The sequence below is a fragment of the Mucilaginibacter achroorhodeus genome (assembly GCF_007846095.1).
In the GTDB taxonomy this organism is placed as follows: Bacteria; Bacteroidota; Bacteroidia; order Sphingobacteriales; family Sphingobacteriaceae; genus Mucilaginibacter; species Mucilaginibacter achroorhodeus.
In genome coordinates this window covers 398,257-418,742 of record NZ_VOEI01000001.1, presented here as the reverse complement: position 1 = coordinate 418,742, position 20,486 = coordinate 398,257, and the positions used below count along the sequence as shown (strand labels likewise).

Annotated in this window: 15 protein-coding genes; 10 read left to right on the top strand and 5 right to left on the bottom strand. The window is 42.3% G+C overall.

What is annotated here, in order from left to right; genetic code table 11:
• Positions 1–69 precede the first annotated feature (69 nt).
• From gmd to FPZ42_RS01885, 9 genes are all read left to right on the top strand, one after another.
• On the top strand, positions 70–1,182 hold the full coding sequence (gene gmd, locus FPZ42_RS01925) for a GDP-mannose 4,6-dehydratase (protein WP_146268810.1): 1,113 nt from the start codon (positions 70–72) through the stop codon (positions 1,180–1,182).
• Between the two features lie 49 nt (positions 1,183–1,231).
• Entirely contained in the window at positions 1,232–1,993 is a 762-nt protein-coding gene (locus FPZ42_RS01920; RefSeq protein ID WP_146268809.1) for a glycosyltransferase family 2 protein, read from the top strand.
• A complete protein-coding gene (locus tag FPZ42_RS01915) occupies positions 1,993–2,916 on the top strand; it encodes an NAD-dependent epimerase/dehydratase family protein (RefSeq protein ID WP_146268808.1) in 924 nt (307 codons plus the stop codon). The genes FPZ42_RS01920 and FPZ42_RS01915 overlap by 1 nt, the downstream gene beginning before the upstream one ends.
• Positions 2,913–3,884, top strand: a complete 972-nt coding sequence (locus FPZ42_RS01910; RefSeq protein ID WP_146268807.1) for an MraY family glycosyltransferase — start codon at positions 2,913–2,915, stop codon at positions 3,882–3,884. Before FPZ42_RS01915 ends, FPZ42_RS01910 begins: the two co-directional genes overlap by 4 nt.
• Positions 3,885–4,025: 141 nt before the next feature.
• Entirely contained in the window at positions 4,026–5,972 is a 1,947-nt protein-coding gene (locus FPZ42_RS01905; protein ID WP_146268806.1) for a polysaccharide biosynthesis protein, read from the top strand.
• 83 nt (positions 5,973–6,055) lie between these two features.
• Positions 6,056–6,991, top strand: coding sequence for a KpsF/GutQ family sugar-phosphate isomerase (locus FPZ42_RS01900; protein WP_146268805.1), 936 nt, complete (start codon positions 6,056–6,058; stop codon positions 6,989–6,991).
• 2 nt (positions 6,992–6,993) lie between these two features.
• A complete protein-coding gene (gene kdsB, locus FPZ42_RS01895; protein WP_146268804.1) occupies positions 6,994–7,734 on the top strand; it encodes a 3-deoxy-manno-octulosonate cytidylyltransferase in 741 nt (246 codons plus the stop codon).
• Positions 7,721–8,500, top strand: a complete 780-nt coding sequence (kdsA, locus tag FPZ42_RS01890; RefSeq protein ID WP_146268803.1) for a 3-deoxy-8-phosphooctulonate synthase — start codon at positions 7,721–7,723, stop codon at positions 8,498–8,500. Before kdsB ends, kdsA begins: the two co-directional genes overlap by 14 nt.
• A gap of 7 nt (positions 8,501–8,507) precedes the next feature.
• Positions 8,508–8,852 (top strand): DUF6122 family protein, encoded by a 345-nt coding sequence (locus tag FPZ42_RS01885; RefSeq protein ID WP_146268802.1) that lies wholly within the window; start codon positions 8,508–8,510, stop codon positions 8,850–8,852.
• On the opposite strand, the gene FPZ42_RS01880 is transcribed toward FPZ42_RS01885, so the two are convergent.
• On the bottom strand, positions 8,849–9,325 hold the full coding sequence (locus FPZ42_RS01880; protein WP_146268801.1) for a nucleoside deaminase: 477 nt from the start codon (positions 9,323–9,325) through the stop codon (positions 8,849–8,851). The two genes, FPZ42_RS01885 and FPZ42_RS01880, sit on opposite strands and share 4 nt — an antisense overlap.
• Positions 9,326–9,425: 100 nt before the next feature.
• Positions 9,426–10,040, bottom strand: a complete 615-nt coding sequence (locus FPZ42_RS01875; protein ID WP_146268800.1) for an OmpH family outer membrane protein — start codon at positions 10,038–10,040, stop codon at positions 9,426–9,428.
• A gap of 173 nt (positions 10,041–10,213) precedes the next feature.
• Here FPZ42_RS01875 and gyrB point away from each other — a divergent pair, with 173 nt between their 5' ends.
• Entirely contained in the window at positions 10,214–12,172 is a 1,959-nt protein-coding gene (gene gyrB, locus FPZ42_RS01870; protein WP_146268799.1) for a DNA topoisomerase (ATP-hydrolyzing) subunit B, read from the top strand.
• A gap of 61 nt (positions 12,173–12,233) precedes the next feature.
• Here the strand turns inward: gyrB and FPZ42_RS01865 are convergent, their stop codons facing one another.
• The 3 genes from FPZ42_RS01865 to FPZ42_RS01855 form a co-directional block, all read right to left on the bottom strand.
• A complete protein-coding gene (locus tag FPZ42_RS01865) occupies positions 12,234–12,680 on the bottom strand; it encodes a retropepsin-like aspartic protease (RefSeq protein WP_146268798.1) in 447 nt (148 codons plus the stop codon).
• Between the two features lie 65 nt (positions 12,681–12,745).
• A complete protein-coding gene (gene tamL / locus FPZ42_RS01860; protein ID WP_146268797.1) occupies positions 12,746–15,004 on the bottom strand; it encodes a translocation and assembly module lipoprotein TamL in 2,259 nt (752 codons plus the stop codon).
• Positions 15,001–20,118 (bottom strand): translocation/assembly module TamB domain-containing protein, encoded by a 5,118-nt coding sequence (locus FPZ42_RS01855; RefSeq protein WP_146268796.1) that lies wholly within the window; start codon positions 20,116–20,118, stop codon positions 15,001–15,003. Before FPZ42_RS01855 ends, tamL begins: the two co-directional genes overlap by 4 nt.
• Between the last annotated feature and the right edge of the window lie 368 nt (positions 20,119–20,486).

Sequence of the window (20,486 nt, the reverse complement as noted above, 5' to 3'; positions counted from 1 at the left end):
TTCTCGCATATTTTGTTATCCAACTCCTTCAAAGAAATATTAATTAAAAGATCAAATACTTAAACCCCTATGAAGATTGCCCTAATTACGGGAATAACCGGCCAAGACGGCGCTTATTTAGCTGAGCTTTTACTTAACAAAGGTTATCACGTTCACGGAATAAAAAGAAGAAGCTCTTTATTTAATACTGAGCGTATTGATGGCCTGTATCAAGATCCTCATGAACAGAACATAAGATTTACTTTACATTACGGAGACCTGTCTGATTCGACAAATCTTATTCGTATCATACAGCAGGTACAACCTGATGAGATATATAACCTTGGTGCTATGTCTCATGTTAAAGTTAGTTTTGATACACCAGAATATACGGCTAATGCAGACGGAATTGGCACACTTAGGCTATTAGAGGCGATACGTATTTTAGGTCTTACTAAAAAAACTAAAATTTATCAGGCATCTACATCTGAACTTTATGGCTTGGTACAAGCTGTTCCTCAATCAGAAACCACACCGTTCTACCCCCGCTCACCATACGCTGTTGCCAAGCTTTATGCTTATTGGATAACTGTAAACTACCGTGAAGCTTATGGTATGTTTGCCTGCAACGGAATTTTGTTTAACCATGAAAGTCCACTAAGGGGAGAAACCTTTGTTACCCGTAAAATTACCCGTGGTGCTACTAAAATAGCAATGGGTTTACAAGACAAGCTATTTTTAGGAAATCTTGATGCAAGGCGCGACTGGGGACATGCCAAAGATTACGTAGAGGCAATGTATCTGATTTTACAGCAAGAGAAGCCCGAGGATTTTGTTATTGCCACAGGTGTAACAACCACTGTAAGGGATTTTGTTAGGCTTGCCTTTTTGGAAATGGGCATTACGGTGAAATTTACCGGCGAGGGTGCAAACGAAAAAGGAGTTGTTGAAGCTTGCAACAATCCTCACTATCAAATTGAAATCGGTAAAATTATTATAGAGGTAGATCCGAAGTACTTTAGGCCAACAGAAGTGGAATTGCTTATAGGCGACCCAACCAAGGCTCAAACTCAATTGAACTGGAAACCTAAATACGATCTTAACGGATTGGTGAAAGAGATGATTGCCAGTGATTTGCAAAGCTTTAAAAAGCAGAAGTTGCTGAAAGATGCCGGTTACGATATATTAAATCAATTTGAGTAATTTGTATTAATGTACCCTGCAGGGATACTACATAATCAATAAATTTTTCATGTCTCAGAAAGTACAGCCCACTGTTAGTATAATAACTGTGTGCTACAATAGTGCGGCAACAATTGAGGATAGCATAAAATCTGTGCTCTCTCAAAATTACGCGAACATTGAATACATAATCATCGATGGTAATTCCAAGGATGATACACTACAAATAGTTCAAAGATATAGTGATAAAATCAATGTAATAGTGTCAGAACCAGACAAAGGTTTGTATGATGCTATGAACAAAGGAATCAAGCTTGCAACCGGGGACATTATTGGGATACTAAATTCTGATGACATATATTGCTCTAATACCATTATTACAGAAATAGCTCAGGAATTTGTTGAGCGAAATGTCGATCTTTTGTATGGTAACATCACTTACTTTAAAGATGATCCTGAAATAAAGGTAAGAACGTGGTTAGCGAAGCCTTACTACGATAGTTTTTTTGATAATGGAGATGTAGCGCCACATCCGTCTTTGTTTGTAAAAAAGCATGTTTATGATAAGATAGGGGTGTATTTCCCCGACTTCAAAATCACTTCTGATTACGAGTTCATGATGCGCGCATTAAAAATAAACAAATACAAATCTTATCATTTGAACAAGTTTATAGTTAACATGCGCATGGGTGGCGAGAGTACTAAAAGTTTCAAGAACATTGTAAGGGGTAATAAAGAAATTATCTTATCATGGAAGATGAATGGCGTAAAGCCACCGCTGTATTTTTGGCCTTTAAGGATCTTTAAGAAAGTAGTACAGTATCTAAGATGATGAATGCTGATAAGATATTATTGACCGGCGGATCTGGATTTTTAGGAAGAATTGTAAAAACCTATCTCGAATCTTCGATAAATGCAAAGATTATAACAATTGGGCGGGGCAGTGATAATGATATTCAGTTCGATATATCTGACTCAAGTTCCACCATTAAGCTGCCGGAAGGTATCAATACAGTAATACACGCTGCCGGCAAAGCTCATGTTGTGCCAAAGACAGATAAAGAAGCTAAGGATTTTTTTGATGTTAACTTCTTGGGCACTAAGAATCTTTGTAATCAACTCAATAGATTATCAATTTTACCTAAGTATTTCGTCTTTATAAGCACGGTAGCTGTTTACGGCGTTGATGAGGGAGAAATGATCACGGAAGACCATGCTCTGATTGGTAACACTCCTTACGCTAAATCAAAGATTCTCGCAGAAGAGTATTTGTTAACCTGGGCAAAATCTAATAACATGACTTTAACTATACTGCGTTTACCGCTTGTTGCCGGTCCCGGCGCGCCGGGTAACCTTGGGGCAATGGTGAACAGCATAAAAAAAGGCAGATACTTTAGCATAGGTAAGGCCAATGCGCGTAAAAGCGTAATATGGGCAGAGGATGTGGCTAAGGTTATTCCGTTAGTTGCTCCTGTTGGTGGGGTATATAATATTACCGATGGGTTTCATCCAAGTTTTAAAGAACTTGAAACTATTATAGCTGATGGTTTAAAGGTTAAAATGCCTTTTGCCATACCTTCATTTGTAGCCACATTAATGGCCGGTGTTGGAGATTTGGTAGGTAAACGTTCACCTATAAACTCAAGCAAACTGCGAAAAATAAAATCAACTTTAACTTTTAACGACAGCAAACTCCATCAAGTAATCAATTGGACGCCATCGCCTGTAGTTGAAAAGCTCAAACAAAATTTATGATTTATTTCTATCCAGCTGTAGCAATCGTTTTTTTTGCCATAATGTTGGTGTATTTTCGTATTGCTGCGCGCTACAATATCGTTGACAGACCGAACGAACGTAGTTCACATACCAGTCTTACAATAAGGGGAGGAGGAGTTATCTTTCCGATAGCTTGCATCCTTATATTCTTTTTATATCCTGCCTACCAACTTCCGGCTGCTGGTGCTGTTGCCATCGGAATCATCAGTTTTATTGATGACAGGGTCACTTTGTCATCTAAAATACGCCTTGTAGTCCATTTCACTGCTGTAACAATGATGTTCGTAGCACTTGGCATCATGAAACTGCCGGTGCTATTAATTATCGTTAGTTATTTTTTTGCGATAGGGATCATTAATGTCTACAATTTTATGGATGGCATCAATGGCATAACCGGCGGTTATACGCTTGCAGTGCTTGCGGGGCTGCAATACGTTAATAACAGTGTTGTTAGCTTTATCGAGCCCGATCTAATATGGCTCCCAATGCTTGCTAACGTGGTGTTTTTGTTTTTTAACTTCAGGAAAAAAGCAAAATGTTTTGCAGGCGATGTGGGCAGCATAACCATAGCGTTTTGGATCGTGTTCCTTATTTTCAAGCTGATTCTTCAGACACATGATTTCACGTACATCCTGTTTTTAGCAATATATGGCGTTGAGTCTGTATTAACCATTGTTCAAAGATTAATGCTGCGGCAAAATATTTTTGAAGCTCATAGGCTTCATTTTTATCAAATTTTAGCTAATGAGTACAAGGTTCCGCATCTGCTTGTTTCCACTTGCTACGCTATAGCACAGGTTATTGTAATTATTGTTGTAATAGCAATTCCATTGCATCCATTATGGAAATTTATTGTCATTCTTGCTCCATTGGCCGTTAGCTACGTTATTGTTAAGCGATATCTGATAACAAAACATTCGATGCTTAAGCTTTCTCAAAACAAATAAAACACAACATTGGCAAACGCTGTTAGTCATCTGCTTTAACTACGTTATGCTTTAGGGTTGGCAGCTTAATATTAAATAATTAAGTTATTGCAGTAATATTTAAAAATTTATTAATTTTGCATCCGCCCCCATTATAACCCTATGAAAAAATATTTGCTTTTTAATAAGGTAATACCCAGGTGGATAATAATGCTTGCAGACTTTGTTATCGTAACATGGTCTTTTGCTTCGTCCTATCTTATTGTAAATCGCTTCGAGTTCTCCAATATCTTAAGGGGCTATTTTTTTATATACACTGCCGTTTATGCCGTTGTGGCTGCATTGGTAATGTTTACCATGCGTATACATACAGGATTGATAAGGTACTCTAACACCAGAGATGTGTTGAGGATTTTCGGATCGGTATTCATAAGCAGTATAATTTATCTGGCTGTTATTACCCTTTGGATAAAAAAATACCTTCACGTAAGTTCTTCTACAATTGATTTTGTGTTACTTGTCAACTTTTCGGTATCAAGTACCTTGCTTATATTGCTTAGAAGCGCAGTTAAAAGCGCCTTCAATTATTTAAATAATTATTCTGCAGGAAACAAATCTGTAGTATTGATATACGGGTCTGATAACAGTGCTGTATTGGTAAAGCAGGCGCTCGAAACCAGCGCAACTAACTTTGTGGTTGCCGGCTTCGTAGATAACGATCCGAATAAGATCAACAAAGAGATACAAGCGGTAAAGGTTTATGACATCAGTAAACTTGCTAAGATCAAAGAGAAGCGCTCTGTTGATAAGATGATCATCATGAATCATCATTTGGATGAGCAGGAAAAGAGAACTGCGCTTGAGAACTGCCTTGCTTTAGGTATACAGGTTTTAACCGTACCTCCATCAGACCAGTGGATCTATGGTAAACTTAACCTGCAACAAATAAAGGATCTAAAGATCGAGGATCTTTTGCAACGCAAAACTATCCAGATCGATACTACACGTATCTCACAAGATTTAAAAGATAAAAGAGTATTGGTTACCGGCGCCGCCGGTTCTATTGGGTCTGAGATTGTACAGCAGGTGCTGCAATACGGCCCCGCAATGGTAATCCTATGCGACCAGGCCGAGTCACCTCTGCACGAGGTAAGATTAGAGATCGAAGAGAAATTCCCGCATATACCTGTGGTGATTTTTATCGGCGATATACGTAATTATTACCGCATGCATAAACTGTTCTCAGATCATAGGCCTGAGGTAGTTTATCACGCTGCTGCTTACAAGCATGTACCGATGATGGAAGAAAACCCCTCAGAGGCTATTCGTGCGAACGTTTTAGGAACAAAGAATATTGCAGACCTGTGCCTCGCCTTTAGAGCAGATAAGTTTGTGATGGTATCAACTGATAAAGCGGTTAACCCTACAAACGTAATGGGCGCAAGCAAACGTATCGCCGAGATCTACATACAATCGCTTAAAGATAGCCCGGCTAATAAAGGCACTTGCTTTATCACTACGCGATTTGGTAATGTGTTAGGTTCTAACGGGTCGGTTATTCCGCGTTTCCGTGCTCAGATACAAAAGGGCGGGCCTATTACGGTAACCCACCCGGAGATCACCCGTTACTTTATGACTATACCTGAGGCCGTGCATTTGGTGCTTGAGGCAGGTACAATGGGTAGCGGAGGAGAGATATTTATATTTGATATGGGCGAGCCTGTGAAAATAGTTGATTTGGCCCTGAAGATGATAAAACTTGCAGGCTTGCAGCCTGATAGAGATATCAAAATAGTATATTCTGGCTTACGCCCTGGTGAGAAGCTGTACGAAGAGTTGCTTAACAGCGGTGAAAACACCATGCCTACGCATCACGAAAAGATAAAGATCTCCCGTGTGATAACCTATCCGCATGAACAGGTAGCCAATGATATCAATGAATTGATATCATTGAACAAACAAGGTGATGAAATGGCAACTGTAGGCAAGATGAAGGATATTGTTCCGGAATTCCTGAGCAAGAACTCTAAGTTTGAGCATCTTGATAATAACAAACAGCCTCGTATCGTAACCACCGAAGCGCCTAAGCTTAGTGTAGTATTTGATTAAGGCTTTCCTACCGCGCTGTATAAACGGCTTATCTGAATTTTATTGAGTAATATTGCAATGCTAAATAAAGTGGATACTGTTTAATGAAGAGCATTGCCCAAAAAGTTTTCGACATCGAGATAGCATCTCTTAATGAGGTGGCAGCAAGATTAGACAATACCTTTGAAGATGCAGTAAATGCTATTTTAAAATCGCAAGGTAAATTAATAGTTTGCGGTATGGGTAAATCGGGCCATGTTGCCCGCAAGATCTCGGCTACTTTTACCAGCACCGGCACACCAAGTTTTTTTCTCCATCCGGCTGAAGCTTTTCATGGTGATTTGGGTATGATAAGCGACGAAGATATTGTGTTGCTGATATCTTACTCAGGCGAAACTGAAGAGATCCTCAAGCTTATCCCTTATTTGCGCCATAACAGAAATAAGTTTATTGCTATAACAGGTAATCCGGCATCTACTCTGGCTACACACGCACAGATTCACTTAAATGTTAAGGTATCACAGGAGGCTTGTCCGCTTGAGCTTGCACCAACATCGTCAACAACGGCAACTTTGGTAATGGGCGATGCCCTTGCTATAGCGTTGATGACGGCCCGTGATTTTACCCCGGCAGACTTTGCCCGTTTCCATCCGGGTGGTAGCCTTGGGCGTAAGTTATTGGTGAAGGTAAAAGATCTGATGCGTACAGATAGGCTTCCCTTTATAAACGCTGATGCATCATTTACGCAACTGGTGATCAAAATGTCTGAAGGTAAATTAGGTATGGTTATAGTTGGTAACCAGGATAACGTAGAGGGCGTTATTACCGATGGTGATCTTCGTAGGGGTTTGGTTAAGTACGAGGATATCCATCATATGCCCATAACTGATTTTATGAATGCCAACCCAATTTTTGTTGATGAAGATGAGATGGTATTTGATGCTGAAGAATTGATGTTGGAGCGGAAGATAACCACCTTGCTTGTTAAAAATTCTACCGCTGCAGTAACCGGTGTTTACCAGATATTTAACCAGATATAAGCTTGAAGACCGCTATTGTTATACCTGCTCGTCTTAACTCAACGCGCTTACCGCGAAAGGTTTTGCTTGACCTTGGCGGCAAACCTGTTATTCAACGTGTATATGAAGCTTGCGCAAAGGCTAAGCTCCATCATGGTATCTGGATAGCTGCCGATAGCCAGGAGGTAATGGATGCTTGTAAAAAATTTACAGACCATGTGTTAATGACCAGCCCTGAGCATCCCAGCGGAACCGACCGTATTGCTGAAGTGATAAAAACCATTGAGTGCGACTTGGTAATAAACGTACAAGGTGACGAACCTTTTTTTTATCCCGGTATTGTTGACAGGCTCATTACTGCCATGCGACAAAGTGATGCTGCAATGGCCAGCGTTTGTGCACCGGTAGAAAATTTGGATGAGTTGAATAATCCTAACCTGGTAAAGGTGATAACCGATGTAAACGGATATGCGATCTATTTCTCACGCTTTGCCATACCGTTCTCAAGGGATAAAGAGGTGGCAGATGTGAGCGTTTATCGTAAGCACATGGGTATATATGCGTACCGTACTAATTTTTTAAAGGAATTTATAACCATGCCGGTTTCGTTCCTGGAGCAAACAGAGAAGTTGGAGCAGCTAAGGGCAATTGAGAACGGCTATAAAATAAAAATGATAGAAGTGAAAAGTATTGAGAAGGGGATAGACACACCTGAAGACTTGGAACTTGCACGAAAAAAACTTAAACAGAATGGCACTATATAACGATATAACTTCGGAACCATTTTTTATTGTTGGCCCATGTGTAATGGAGAACCAGGACCTGCTTTATACTGTTGCAGAAAAGGTTGCAGAAATAGGCAGCAAATATCCTGTTACAGTAGTGTTCAAATCGTCATTTGATAAAGCCAACAGAACCAGTATACACAGCTATCGCGGTCCCGGTCTTACAAAAGGCATGGAGATGCTAAACAATGTGAAGGAAAAGTTCGGTTTGCCGGTTACTACCGATATTCATGAACCATCCCAGGCCGCGGCCTGTGCTGAGGTGGTAGATATTTTGCAAATACCTGCCTTCCTTTGCCGCCAAACAGATTTGCTGGTAGCAGCGGCAGAGACGGGCAAGATAGTGAACATTAAAAAAGCGCAGTTCCTTTCCGGTCAGGATATGTTTTATCCTGCACAAAAAGTAAAGGAAGCAGGTAACGAACAAGTGATCCTAACCGAACGCGGTAACTCTTTCGGTTACAACAATTTGGTGGTAGATTTCAGGAACGTGGCTGATATGGCCGAGTTTGGATACCCGGTTTGTATGGATTGTACCCATTCGGTACAGCGCCCGGGAGGTGCCGGTGGTAAAACCGGTGGTGATCGTAAATTTGTACCATCAATGGCGCGCGCTGCAAAAGCTTTTGGGGCTAGCGGCTACTTCATTGAAACCCATCCCGATCCCGACCATGCCTTAAGTGATGGCCCGAATATGCTATATCTCCGTGATCTGGAAGAATTGATAAAATCACTGATAGCCTAATTGCCGCATGGGCAATCACGAATTTCTAAGTATAATGCGGACTGTAGTTCACTACAGTCTGCACTTTTTAGCGCCGGGTTTACTGGCGTTTTTATTTTTTAGAAAGGAATGGAAAAAAGCCTGGTTGATTATGATAGCCACCATGCTGGTAGATACCGACCATCTGTTAGCTGATCCCATTTTCGATCCCAATCGTTGCAGCATTGGCAACCATCCCTTGCATTCTTACTATGCAATTTGCGTCTACTTTGTACTGCTATTTTTCCCCCGCACACGCATTATTGCGGTAGGGTTGCTGTTCCACATGCTTACAGATTGGCAGGATTGCCAGTGGCTGCATTGGCTGCACTAATAATCAGTTTTATTTTCCGTCCGTTGCCATTGCTTAAACACCTGCAACGCATCATCATGCATTAATTGCTCAAAGGGTAATTTGCGGTTGGCCATGGGCAGTTCCAACTCATCGTAAATAAAATGATCATCGAAGCCTATGTCTGCAGCATCTTTCTTGGTGTTAGCATAATAAACCTTGCCTATGCGCGCCCAATAAATAGCACCAAGGCACATAGGGCAAGGCTCGCAACTGGTGTATATCACACAACCTTCAAGATTGTAGGTTCCAAGCTCTTTGCAGGCCAGCCTTATGGCAGCAACTTCGGCATGGGCGGTTGGATCATTAGTGGGCACAACGCGGTTGGCACTACGGGCTATAACATCGCCATCTTTTATGATCACTGCACCAAATGGCCCGCCTTGTTCATTATCAACATTATATTGCGACAGCTCGATAGCCATCTGCATAAATTTTTTGTGGTCTTGTTCCATAACTTATTCCATTAAAAAACCCCAACCAATGGCCGGGGTTTTAAATTTTTTTTATCCTTCACATTGTATCCCAATGCTTGTCAGGATAACAACTTTAGAATTATTTTTTGTCTTTAGCGTAAGCGTCGTTCAGGCCTTTTACCACGTCAGCAGTAATATCAAGGCTTGGGTCGCCGTACATCATGGTAGGGTCGCCTTTTTTGTAGGTTAACACCAATTTGTAACCATGCTCTTTAGCGTAAGTTTTAACAAAGTCGCTTAACTTTTCGTAAAGCTTGGTTTGCTCGTTCATCTGGTCGTTCTGTACTGCAGCACCTGCGTTTTGCTGATATTGCTGAAACTCCTGGCCTTTACGTTGCAAACGTTGCTCAGTTGCAGCACGCTGGTCAGCGCTCATGGTAGCTGCATTTTTTTGATAGTCAGCAATTTCTCGCTGAATGGCTTGCTGGCGGGAACCTACATCACTTTGTGCAGCCTTACCTTTTGCCTCTAACCTTTTGTCCATGTCTTTGATGTAATTGTATTGAGACACTACAGAATCCTGGTTAAAGTAAACGATCTCAGGTTTATCGCCGGTTGTTGATGCAGCGGTAGCAGGAGTTGATGAAGCAGCAGCCGGTTTATCAGCTGTTTTATTTTGGTTGCAGGCAACAACGCTGGCAGCGATGCCTATTGCTAATATTGATTTAGTAACTAAAGATGCCGTAAATTTCATTGTATTGGTCTATAAAAATTTTGACAAATATAATTTTTTAACTCAAGTTTCCTATTCATTAATTACATGTTTATGAGCATTCTTAGTTATCAACAATGCAATTATTCTTGCACAAGCCTGAACTATTTCCGGGTTTAAAATCGTATTTTTGAAGGTTACTGTTTAAGAAAAATATGAGCGAAGAAAATCAGGATAGATCAAATTATTCAGCGGATAATATACAGGTTTTAGAGGGGTTAGAAGCGGTTCGTAAACGCCCTTCCATGTACATTGGTGATACAGGTGTAAAAGGCCTTCACCACCTGGTTTACGAAGTAGTTGATAACTCCATAGATGAGGCACTTGCAGGCTATTGCGATACCATCAATGTTACCATACATCCGGGCAATTCAGTCACCGTTAAAGATAACGGTCGTGGTATCCCAACGGGAATCAACACAAAAGAACAAAAATCGGCACTCGAGATCGTAATGACCGTGTTGCACGCCGGTGGTAAATTCGATAAAGATACTTACAAGGTATCCGGCGGTTTGCACGGTGTGGGTGTTAGCTGTGTTAACGCACTATCTACCCATGTAAAAACCGTGGTACACCGCGAGGGTAAGATATTTACCCAGGAGTACGAGCGCGGCAAGCCAATGTTTGATGTTAAAACTATCGGCGAGTCTGACCTCACCGGTACCATACAAACATTCCAGCCAGACCCGGAGATATTTACCACTACACTTGAGTATAAGTTTGAAACACTGGCTACCCGTTTACGCGAGCTGGCGTTCTTGAATAAAGGCATCAGGCTAACCCTTACAGACGAACGCCAGACCAATGATGACGGTAGTTTTGTTTCTGAAGAATATTTTTCAGAAGGTGGCTTAAAGGAGTTTGTTAAATACCTGGATGGTACCCGTGTTGCTATAATTCCTGAACCGATTTACGTTGAAGGTATAAAGCAAGGCGTGCCTGTTGAACTGGCATTGCAGTATAACGATACTTACTCAGAGAACGTTCACTCTTACGTAAACAACATTAATACCATTGAAGGCGGTACACACGTAGCAGGTTTCAGGATGGGATTGACCCGTACTTTAAAAGCATATGCCGATAAAGAGGGTTTGTTGAAGAACGTTAAGGTTGATGTTACCGGTGATGACTTCCGCGAGGGTTTAACCGCTGTTATATCAGTAAAGGTACAGGAGCCTCAGTTTGAGGGCCAAACCAAAACCAAACTGGGTAACAGCGAGGTGAGTGGTGCGGTTAACGTTGCCGTTGGTGAGATATTGGGTAACTACCTTGAGGAAAACCCGAAAGAGGCGCGTATGATAGTGCAGAAGGTTATCCTTGCTGCTACTGCCCGTGCCGCGGCACGCAAAGCCCGCGAAATGGTGCAGCGCAAGAGCGTAATGAGCGGCTCGGGCTTACCGGGTAAATTGGCTGATTGTGCTAATAGCGATCCAACCCTATGTGAGATCTACCTGGTTGAGGGTGACTCGGCGGGTGGCACGGCCAAACAAGGCCGCGACCGCGAGTTCCAGGCGATACTGCCACTGCGTGGTAAGATCCTGAACGTGGAGAAAGCCATGGAGCATAAGATCTACGAGAATGAGGAGATCAAGAACATGTTTACCGGTTTAGGTGTAAGCATTGGCACACCTGAGGATGCAAAAGCATTGAACATTACCAAGCTTCGTTACCACAAAATTGTGATCATGACGGATGCCGACGTTGACGGTTCGCACATTACTACCCTTATACTTACCTTCTTCTTCCGTTATATGAAGGAGCTGATAGAATACGGATATGTTTATGTTGCATCGCCACCACTTTACCTGGTTAAGAAAGGTAAAGAACAGGAATATTGCTGGAACGATGAGCAGCGTGATGTGGCTATACAACGCCTCAAAGGCGCGGGTAAAGAAGACAGCGTGCACGTACAGCGTTATAAAGGTTTGGGTGAGATGAACGCAGAGCAACTTTGGGACACCACCATGAACCCTGCCAACCGCACCTTAAAACAAGTAAGCATTGATAACGCTGCAGAGTGTGACCATACCTTCTCTATGTTAATGGGAGATGAGGTTGCGCCACGTCGCGAGTTTATAGAGAAGAATGCGCGTTACGCACGCATCGATACTTAAGATGGATATGCAAATGTGCAGATGCTAAATGTACAGATGTTTTAAAATACCTGAGCCCCGCCTAAAGCGGGGCTTTTTGTTTTAGCGTTAATTTTTTCCTGCCGAAATCTACAACACCTTTATATTTCATCATGATATCGCTTCCTATAACACCCAATATTTCGGGATGGCCCATTTCTCGGTAAGCATAATTAATAGTTGACAGATCGAGCACAGCAACCTCTATTTCAGGAATCAAAAAATCGCTGATATAAAGCTTTTTGATAACCGCAGTGGCCGATTCCATTGTGGTTGTTCCTAAGCCTGTAGATAACCTTTCGCTGGCGATTATATCGGCTTCTGCGTTGGCCGCCGTTAATACCTCACGATCGAAAGCCGTGCGGGATGCACCTGTATCAAGCACAGCCTTAAATGGCTTTCCAAAAACGGTAATGTCTAACAGCGGATGAAAGCCATCATCATGTAAATTGATAATTTGCAGCGGGATAGTAGATGATATGAAAGGCATGTTTATAACAAAGGCGGCAATATAGTAATAAAGCCGCCTTTGTAAATGTTTGTATTTGCTGTTGGTTAGAATGGATAACCGATAGCGATGTTTAAAATAGCATTTTTAAAGCTTGGGCTTATTGATCTCGTTCCGTTTACCGGCGTGTAAGGGCGCATCAGCGGGAAACCCAAATCGGTGCGGAGTACCAATATGGTAGCATCAAACCTTAAACCAAAACCTGCATCTACTGCTAACTGGCTTAGGAAATTAGGCCCGAATGTACCGCCTTCCTGGTGTGGTTTCGCGTTCCAGATATTACCGGCATCAGCAAATAAAGCACCGTAAACTATGCTGAAAAGTTTCTGCCTAAGCTCTACGTTAGCTTCCAGTTTGATATCACCAGACTGGTCTGCAATAAAAGAGTTGCCATCAGGGTTAGGATTAACCGTGCCCGGGCCAATAGATCTCGGCCTGAAACCTCTTAAACTGTTTGGGCCGCCAATAAAGAATTGCTGGTTGTAAGGAAGTATGGTTGAGTTGCCATAAGGTAAGCCCACACCGGCAATTAAACGTGTAGCTATCTTTGTTTCAGAGCTTAGCTTGTGGAAGAAACGTATCTCGCTTTCTACCTTAACATACTGGTTAAAGGTTGTGCCAAACAATTTTTTATCCTTACCAGCCAAAGTATCAGCACCTGTTATTAAGCCATAAAGATTATTTGATAAACTTAATTTACTACGGAAATACAAGCTATTGGTGCGGTAGTCTTCTGTTGTGTTATCATAAGTATACGCATAGCTTGGCCCTAACGTGAACTGCGGATCAATTACGTGTTTAAGCGCAGGGTTGGTGTTCTGAGGATTGTTAATACTATCCCTGTAAAGGTCCGTAACGTTACGCGGCTTTACAAAAGCGGCTTCCAACACGTTTAGCTCATGCATTTTATGCTCGTCACTCTTAAACTGATAACCGAATGAACCGGTGAACGAATTAAGCGAGTAAAGCTTTTGCCTTACAACCGATGAGTAACCCAGTTGTAATACGGTACGAGGTATGTAAGCATTAGATGATGAAACACGCCACGGCGTAATCAAACGCGGCCATGATAAGCTGGTTTGCACACCATATTGGTAAACATTATACCCACTGTTTTGTCCACCCACCTGCACGTCTGTACTTCCAAAAAGGGTTACAGTAAGTAATTCGCCGCCTTTAAAAGCGTTGCGGTTTTTCCAGCTTAGGTTGATCTGCGAACCTGTGTAATTAGCAGATGTGGTGCGGCCAAGTAACTCCAACTGCAGCGACTTTTTCTTATACGGCGTAAGGAAGTAGTAGACATCCAATTTAGGTGAATCCGGCGTTACATCCTCAAACCTGTTTTTTACATATCGATATGGGCCTAAATTAATGAACCTGTTTAACGAATTGTTGTGCGTAGTGCGGCTGTAAGTATCGTTAGGGTGTAACAGCACGGTATTGGCAAACAAGTAGGGGCGGGCAGTATTGCGCGGGTCAACAATGTTGTACCAGCGGTAAGGCTTAGCCTGGTCAAGCTTTAAAGAAGTATCGCGCAGCGAGTAATTTGGATATACATAGATGTTGCGTATAGTGTATATCTCACGTGCCCTATCAGGCGTTTCCGGCTTTATCTGTAATACAACATCTACCTGGTGGTTGCCAACGGTACTGTCAACTTTTGCTAACAACTGCTCTGGTGCAAAGTAAAAAAAGCCTTCCTCCTTTAAACGTGCATCAATACGTAAACGCTCATTTTTGATCACATCCAGATTGTACTTGTCACCCTTTTTAAGCAGGGTTTGCTTCATGGTTCCTTTAACCGCGGTATCCAGGCTGTTATCCGTAGCATTAGGGAAGGTAAGGTTGCGGATGGTATAAGAAGGCCCGGTGTAAGCAGTGAACAATGCTTTAGCTGTTTTTTGTTTGCCAATGGTATCGCCTTTTACCGTTGCCTGGAAATAGCTGATGTTCTGCAAACGGTTCTGCATGATATCGCTGTTTTTCTGCAGGTCAACCTGGCTTGCCAGCACGGGTGGTTCACCATATTTGCTAAGGAACTTTTTAATAAAACCTTTACGGCTTTTGGTTTTGTAATATAACCATAATTTAATGCGCATGCCCAAAAGCGAAGAGTTGGGTTTTGGCCTGATATAGCTTTTTAATTCTGATTCCAGCGCCTTTGCATCTTTTTTAGGAATGTTCTTATCTTCAACCTTCACATCGCCACCTGTGTATAGTTTCTCGCCGGGTGGGAGATACTTGGTGGTGCTGCAGGCAGTTAAGGCTACCGTAAGAAACAGAAAATATATTATACGTTTGATCATATTGTTGTGGTCTGTGTTTTTTCCCTCATCTCCTTATCCTTCTGCTGCTGTTGTTTCTCCTTCTCTTCACGTTCCTTCTCTTCTTGTTTATAGCGGCGTTGTTGTTCGCGCTCCTGCTGCGTACGTTTTCTGCCGAATATCTCGCGGAACCGGTTATAATCTACCGTTAAGGCAAAGCCAACACCTGTTTCAATGATCTGGCCCTGTATCACCACAAACTCATCTTTGCGGTAAGCGCGCAGACTATAGCGGCCATCCTTGCTCAGTTTGTAGTTTACTGAGACGTTACCTGCAATATTGGATGTTTTTTGCCCGGCCTGTGCACCTTCAAGGTTAAAGTTATTACCTACGCTCACCGTCAGCCTGTCGTTAAGGAAACGTTTGGACAGACCAATGTTAAGATCCGTTCGGTTAGTTGCCGTACCGGATGAGTAATCTTCACCGGATGTAACGCCAAAGTCGAGGTCGACACCCTGTATCAGGTCGCCGGCCAGGCTGTTCAACTGATTAGTAAGTAAGCTGCTTACACTATTGCGTATGGCACCCTCAACACCTGCACTGCCGCCCTGGCTTTGTAATGGATTATCACCAATAAAGTGGCCTAATATTAAAACGCCTAAAACCTGCTTGTTCAACTCATTAGGGTCAGAACGTACCTGCGCCAGGCGGGTGTTAACCGTATTGGTTACATCAGAAGATACATTTAAATTGCTATCAGGTAATGTGATATCAAAGCTGATCTGCGGTTTCATTAACTCGTTCTTCAAGTTAAGGTCCACGTTAAAAGGGAGTTTTTGCTTGTACTGAGTCGAATTCTCATCAGTTTGCTGTGCAACCAAATCTATCGGCGGAACATTAGCCACATAGGTAGCCGTTAGGTCTATGTTGGCACTTGTCGGGTCGCCCGTCCACGTTATGGTGCTACCGCGCTTAAAGTTAAACTTGCGGTTTACAGTAGCATACGATAAATTGTAAGATCCCTCGTTAACGGTGTAAGTACCTGTTAAACTGGTTTTACCGCTTGGATCGATACCGCCGCTTAAGTGCGCTTCACCTTTAATATTCACCACATCGCCGTTGCGCTCATCTACCACAATGGTAAAGTTGGCATTCTTATCAATATTCACGGTGGCATTAACATCCAGGCCGGTAATTTCAGATTGCTTCAGCGAATCTAATTGCCGCGCCACTAAGATCGAGTCGAGATTTTTTGCGTCGGCATCATAAAATTCTACTACACCTTTCCGGTCTTCAACACCGGGGTCGGTTGTTGGTAAAACAATTGCAAGGTCGGTTTTATCATTAACAGTCAAGTTAGCATCAACCACAGGTTTAGCCATGTCACCACGGATCTTGATGTCGCTGTTCAGGAATAGCTTTCCGTAGAACAGTTTGTTATCTGCTTTGGTAGAATTGATCACCCGGAAGTTCCTGGTTTGGATATTAATCCCGAATTTAAAATCTGTATACGTTTTGGTATAAATGGAGCCGGTGATGACCGCCTTGTTATTGGTTGAGTCGACCAGTGTGAAATCGTTAAACCTTATGCCCTCGTCATTAAAGGTAATACTCTCTTTAGGCATAGTGAAGTAAGAGTTGAGCATGGCCACGTTGAAAGCAACCTTATTAAGGTTGATATCACCCCGTACTGCCGGTGCCGCCGTTGTGCCCGTTATTTTTAAAGCACCGGTAATGTTACCACTGGATTTACGGATAGCCCCGAAACTAAAGCCCTGTATACTCTTCATGCTCAGGTTTACGATATTCAAGTTCATGTCAAACCTGCTTGATGGGGCAGTATAGTACATCCCTGTAAGATCAACCTGATTGCCCTTGCCTGTAATGCTAACGTTGGCAGCAAAAGCGTTAGCAGTTTTATTATCAACCTTTAAGGCAATGTTACCTACGGTATCGCCTTTAAAGTTAAAGTCGCTGATGTTAATGGCCGATTCAACCGTGGGCGATTTCTGAAAGTTGCTCACTATGGCATTACCATTAATAGTACCACCAATTAATAGCGAATCCTGCTTAGCCAGTTTGGTTAAGGTTTCTATTTTGAAATTGCGGAAATCAACGGTGATAGGAGAGTTCATGCCGCCGGAACTGTTGGCACTTAACACCTGGTTGCTATTGGTAATGCTGAAATTGCGCGCCAACACACCCTTGCTGCCAAATTGCAAAGCATTATCTGGGTTAACGGCCCATGCGGTGTAATCCAATAGTAGTCCATCACGCACAAAGCTAAACTGGTATTCGTTAGGCATGGCGCTAAATTCGCCGGCTACACGGTAACGCTCTTTGCGTTCTTTATCCCTAACCTGCAGTTTGATGCCCAGTTGGTTATTTTGGGCGGCACCGGTAATGCTGGTATAAAGCAGGTCTAAAGATGAGCCTACTTTTATCTCATCAACGTTTAAACCATAATTAAGTGCGCTGTTACCGGTATTTACATCCAGTTTAAGGTTTTTAACTGTGTTGGTACCGTAAATGATGTTGGGTGCAGACCCTTTAACGATCAACTCGCCTGATGTGCTGTTGAAACTGCCGTTAAATAATACCGGATCAAGCTGTTTAAGATCAGGCACAAATTTTTGAACCAGCGGAGTTTTTACAAAACGGGCGTCAAAAGTAAATTGCTGCGGCGAGTATTTTACCTTCGGTGCAGCTTTACTACCACTGGCCAGGTTCATGTCGTAATATTTATTGATCACATCCTGTATGGCAGGCGCTATTTGGGTAAGCTTGTACTTGCCGTTCATGTGGGCATAAAACATTGGCGTTTTAAGGCGTAAAGTGCTGCTGTCTGCGCTTGCTGTAGAGATCAAGCTAACGGTATCCAATGCAATGCGCTCTCCTTTATTTACTACCAGAAGGTTGGTTGCTAATATATTTGCATTTAGGTAGTCAGGGTCAGCAGTTGGGACATCGGCCTGGATCTTTCCATGGAAACGCATAGGATCTTTAACAAAATGAAGCTTTTGCAGGTCTATGCTATCCACGTTCAACGTTGCATTCACAGCCGGGTATTTTTTGTTCAGATTAGCTTTTGCATCAAGTGTAAAGTTGATGTTTGGATCGCGCATGGTGGCTTTAGCGGTGTAAGCACCATTGCGGGCCGTTCCGTTCATTACCAAATTGCGGTAGGTGTAGCCTTTAACATTGGCACTTGTTACATCCCCGTTAAATTTAAGGTTGGCTGATTTAGGGTCTAAACCTGCACCGCTGATGTTTGCGCGCATGGTTACATAACCAACCATTTGCGGTTGTTTAGTTAGCGCACCTACGTTGAGGTTATTAGCTTTAACATTAGCAGTGTAAGTTTCGCTGCCTTTGCGTGCGCCGCTTTTCATCTGCGCGGTAAGATCAACAGCGCCATAGCTGCTGCGCAACGCCATTTGAGTATTAAAGTTTTTCATGCTTCCCTTAAATGTGCCTTTAAGGTTCATGTTCTCGGGTATGCTCACATTTGGCGGAATGGTGCCCTTAGGTACTAAACGGGCAATATCGTTTCGCGTGGTGCGGAAGTCTGCAATAGTAAGATCAAAATAGGCCTTGTTTACATCCGGCAGGCCGCGCATGGTGGCCGATGCTTTTACGTAAGTATTGCCAAAGCCGCTTATCTCTAAACTTGGTATGCCCAGGTTATTCACTGTACCATTTACACGGCCATTAATTTTGATGGTTGAGTTTGGCGACGACTTGAACGGTTCCATCGAAGCCATGGTTGGCATAAGCAACAGCACATCGCGCAAGCCCAGTTTACTGCCATCCAAGTTAGCGTTGATGCTTAACTTGCCAATATCCTTTGTAAGCGATTCGATAGAAGGGTAACCCACCTGCAGATCTTTTTGAATTACCGAGCGTGGGGTTATCAATAGCAAATCTTTCAGATAAGCGCTCTTAGGGCCGTAAAGGAAGGATGTTTGAAACTTGTTAACCTCAAAACCGCTTTTATCGCTAAAAGTGAAAGAGTTTACTTTACCGGCTATAGTATCGGGCGAGTAAGCCAGTTTCTCTATATCAGCATTAAGGTTTTTGATATCCATGTGGCCAAAGTCCAAACCACGTTGCAGTGCCTTTTGCGCATCATTATCAAACTTAACGTTGTTGTTGCTTAATACTATCTTATCTAAAGAAGCTCTCCAGCCCTTGGCTTGCGTCCGGGAAGCAAGGGTATCTATTTTTTTAACTGTCTTGTCAACCGCTTTAGCTACGGTTTGTGGTTTAGCTAATATCAGCCCCGCATTAGTACCATCTAAGGTGATGGATTTGATTCGTACGTTCTGGTTCTTCATGTCTATCTTATCCATGCTCACCAGGAATTTGCCCAGATCTACCTTTGCCTTCATCTCGGCACTCTGGTAATCCACCTTTACCTTTTGGATATCTATATCGCCAAGGTTAAGGTCCATGTTCAATGGCTTAGTTGCTGTATCAATAGTAGCCGCCTGTTTAATAGAAGAACCAACAGGTGTCTGAATGATCCGTGCATTCACATTACTGAGGTTGATCTTCGGGATGCTGAACTTCATTTTGTCCAGGTCAAAATCTTCCACGCGGGTATCAAAATGGCCCAGCAAGAATTTTACATCATTACCGGTAGTAACGTCTTTGTAAGAAAGATTGATCTTATCAAGGATGATCTTACCCAGCGATATTTTCATTGTCGAGGTAGTATCTTCCGGCTTTGGCTCTTTTTTGTTTTCGCCGGCAAAAGCCTTAATAATGTAGTCAAAATTAAAGGCGCTATCAGCACCCCTGCTAACTTTGGCTGTAATGCCCTGCAAGTTGATCTCGTTGATCTCTACCTGGTTTTTCAGCAGCTTAAGCATAGAGATATCAACCTTAAGTTTATCACCAGCTATAAGGGTGTCTTTTTTCTGGTCCTCAAAATAAACATCTTCAAGCACCAGCATTTTGGGCAGGCCAAGGCTGATGTGCCCTATCTCTACCTTAGTGCCTATTTTTTTCTCTAAAAAGGTAACAGCTTTATCTTTTGCAAAATTTTGTACGGCCGGTACTTGTATAAGAATTACGATTAGCAGCACCAGGAGTATGACACTTGCTATTATCCAAAGTATAGTTTTGAGGGCGATACGTCCAAATCGTTCCAAATTATTAAAGGTTAGGATTGATCATAAGATTGTTAATTAATACCTGCAGTAAGGCTTAGTTTGGGGTACTCATCCGTTAACATTTTGCTTTACTTTTTGTTTTTATTGGTTAACCAGTAAATGAATTAATACAGTATTGAAAGGGAGTTTTTGCTTATTATCATAACCTTTGTGAATAAATTAATTTACAGGAAATATCATTATTAAATTATTATTAAATCGCTTTAAATCAGTTGCTAAAGTAAGGTCCCAAATGTATCTTCGTGCGCTCAAAAAAAGAGCCGTTTAATACCCCCATAATGAATAAGTTATTTCTTGCTGTCATGGCATTGTGCCTTGTCATGTCCTCTTGTAGAAAAGGACAAATC

Coding starts and splice junctions, on each gene's coding strand:
- gmd (WP_146268810.1), top strand. CDS start 70: ATGAAGATTGCCCTAATTACGGGAATAACCGGCCAAGACGGCGCTTAT.
- FPZ42_RS01920 (WP_146268809.1), top strand. CDS start 1,232: ATGTCTCAGAAAGTACAGCCCACTGTTAGTATAATAACTGTGTGCTAC.
- FPZ42_RS01915 (WP_146268808.1), top strand. CDS start 1,993: ATGAATGCTGATAAGATATTATTGACCGGCGGATCTGGATTTTTAGGA.
- FPZ42_RS01910 (WP_146268807.1), top strand. CDS start 2,913: ATGATTTATTTCTATCCAGCTGTAGCAATCGTTTTTTTTGCCATAATG.
- FPZ42_RS01905 (WP_146268806.1), top strand. CDS start 4,026: ATGAAAAAATATTTGCTTTTTAATAAGGTAATACCCAGGTGGATAATA.
- FPZ42_RS01900 (WP_146268805.1), top strand. CDS start 6,056: ATGAAGAGCATTGCCCAAAAAGTTTTCGACATCGAGATAGCATCTCTT.
- kdsA (WP_146268803.1), top strand. CDS start 7,721: ATGGCACTATATAACGATATAACTTCGGAACCATTTTTTATTGTTGGC.
- FPZ42_RS01885 (WP_146268802.1), top strand. CDS start 8,508: ATGGGCAATCACGAATTTCTAAGTATAATGCGGACTGTAGTTCACTAC.
- FPZ42_RS01880 (WP_146268801.1), bottom strand. CDS start 9,325: ATGGAACAAGACCACAAAAAATTTATGCAGATGGCTATCGAGCTGTCG.
- FPZ42_RS01875 (WP_146268800.1), bottom strand. CDS start 10,040: ATGAAATTTACGGCATCTTTAGTTACTAAATCAATATTAGCAATAGGC.
- gyrB (WP_146268799.1), top strand. CDS start 10,214: ATGAGCGAAGAAAATCAGGATAGATCAAATTATTCAGCGGATAATATA.
- FPZ42_RS01865 (WP_146268798.1), bottom strand. CDS start 12,680: ATGCCTTTCATATCATCTACTATCCCGCTGCAAATTATCAATTTACAT.
- tamL (WP_146268797.1), bottom strand. CDS start 15,004: ATGATCAAACGTATAATATATTTTCTGTTTCTTACGGTAGCCTTAACT.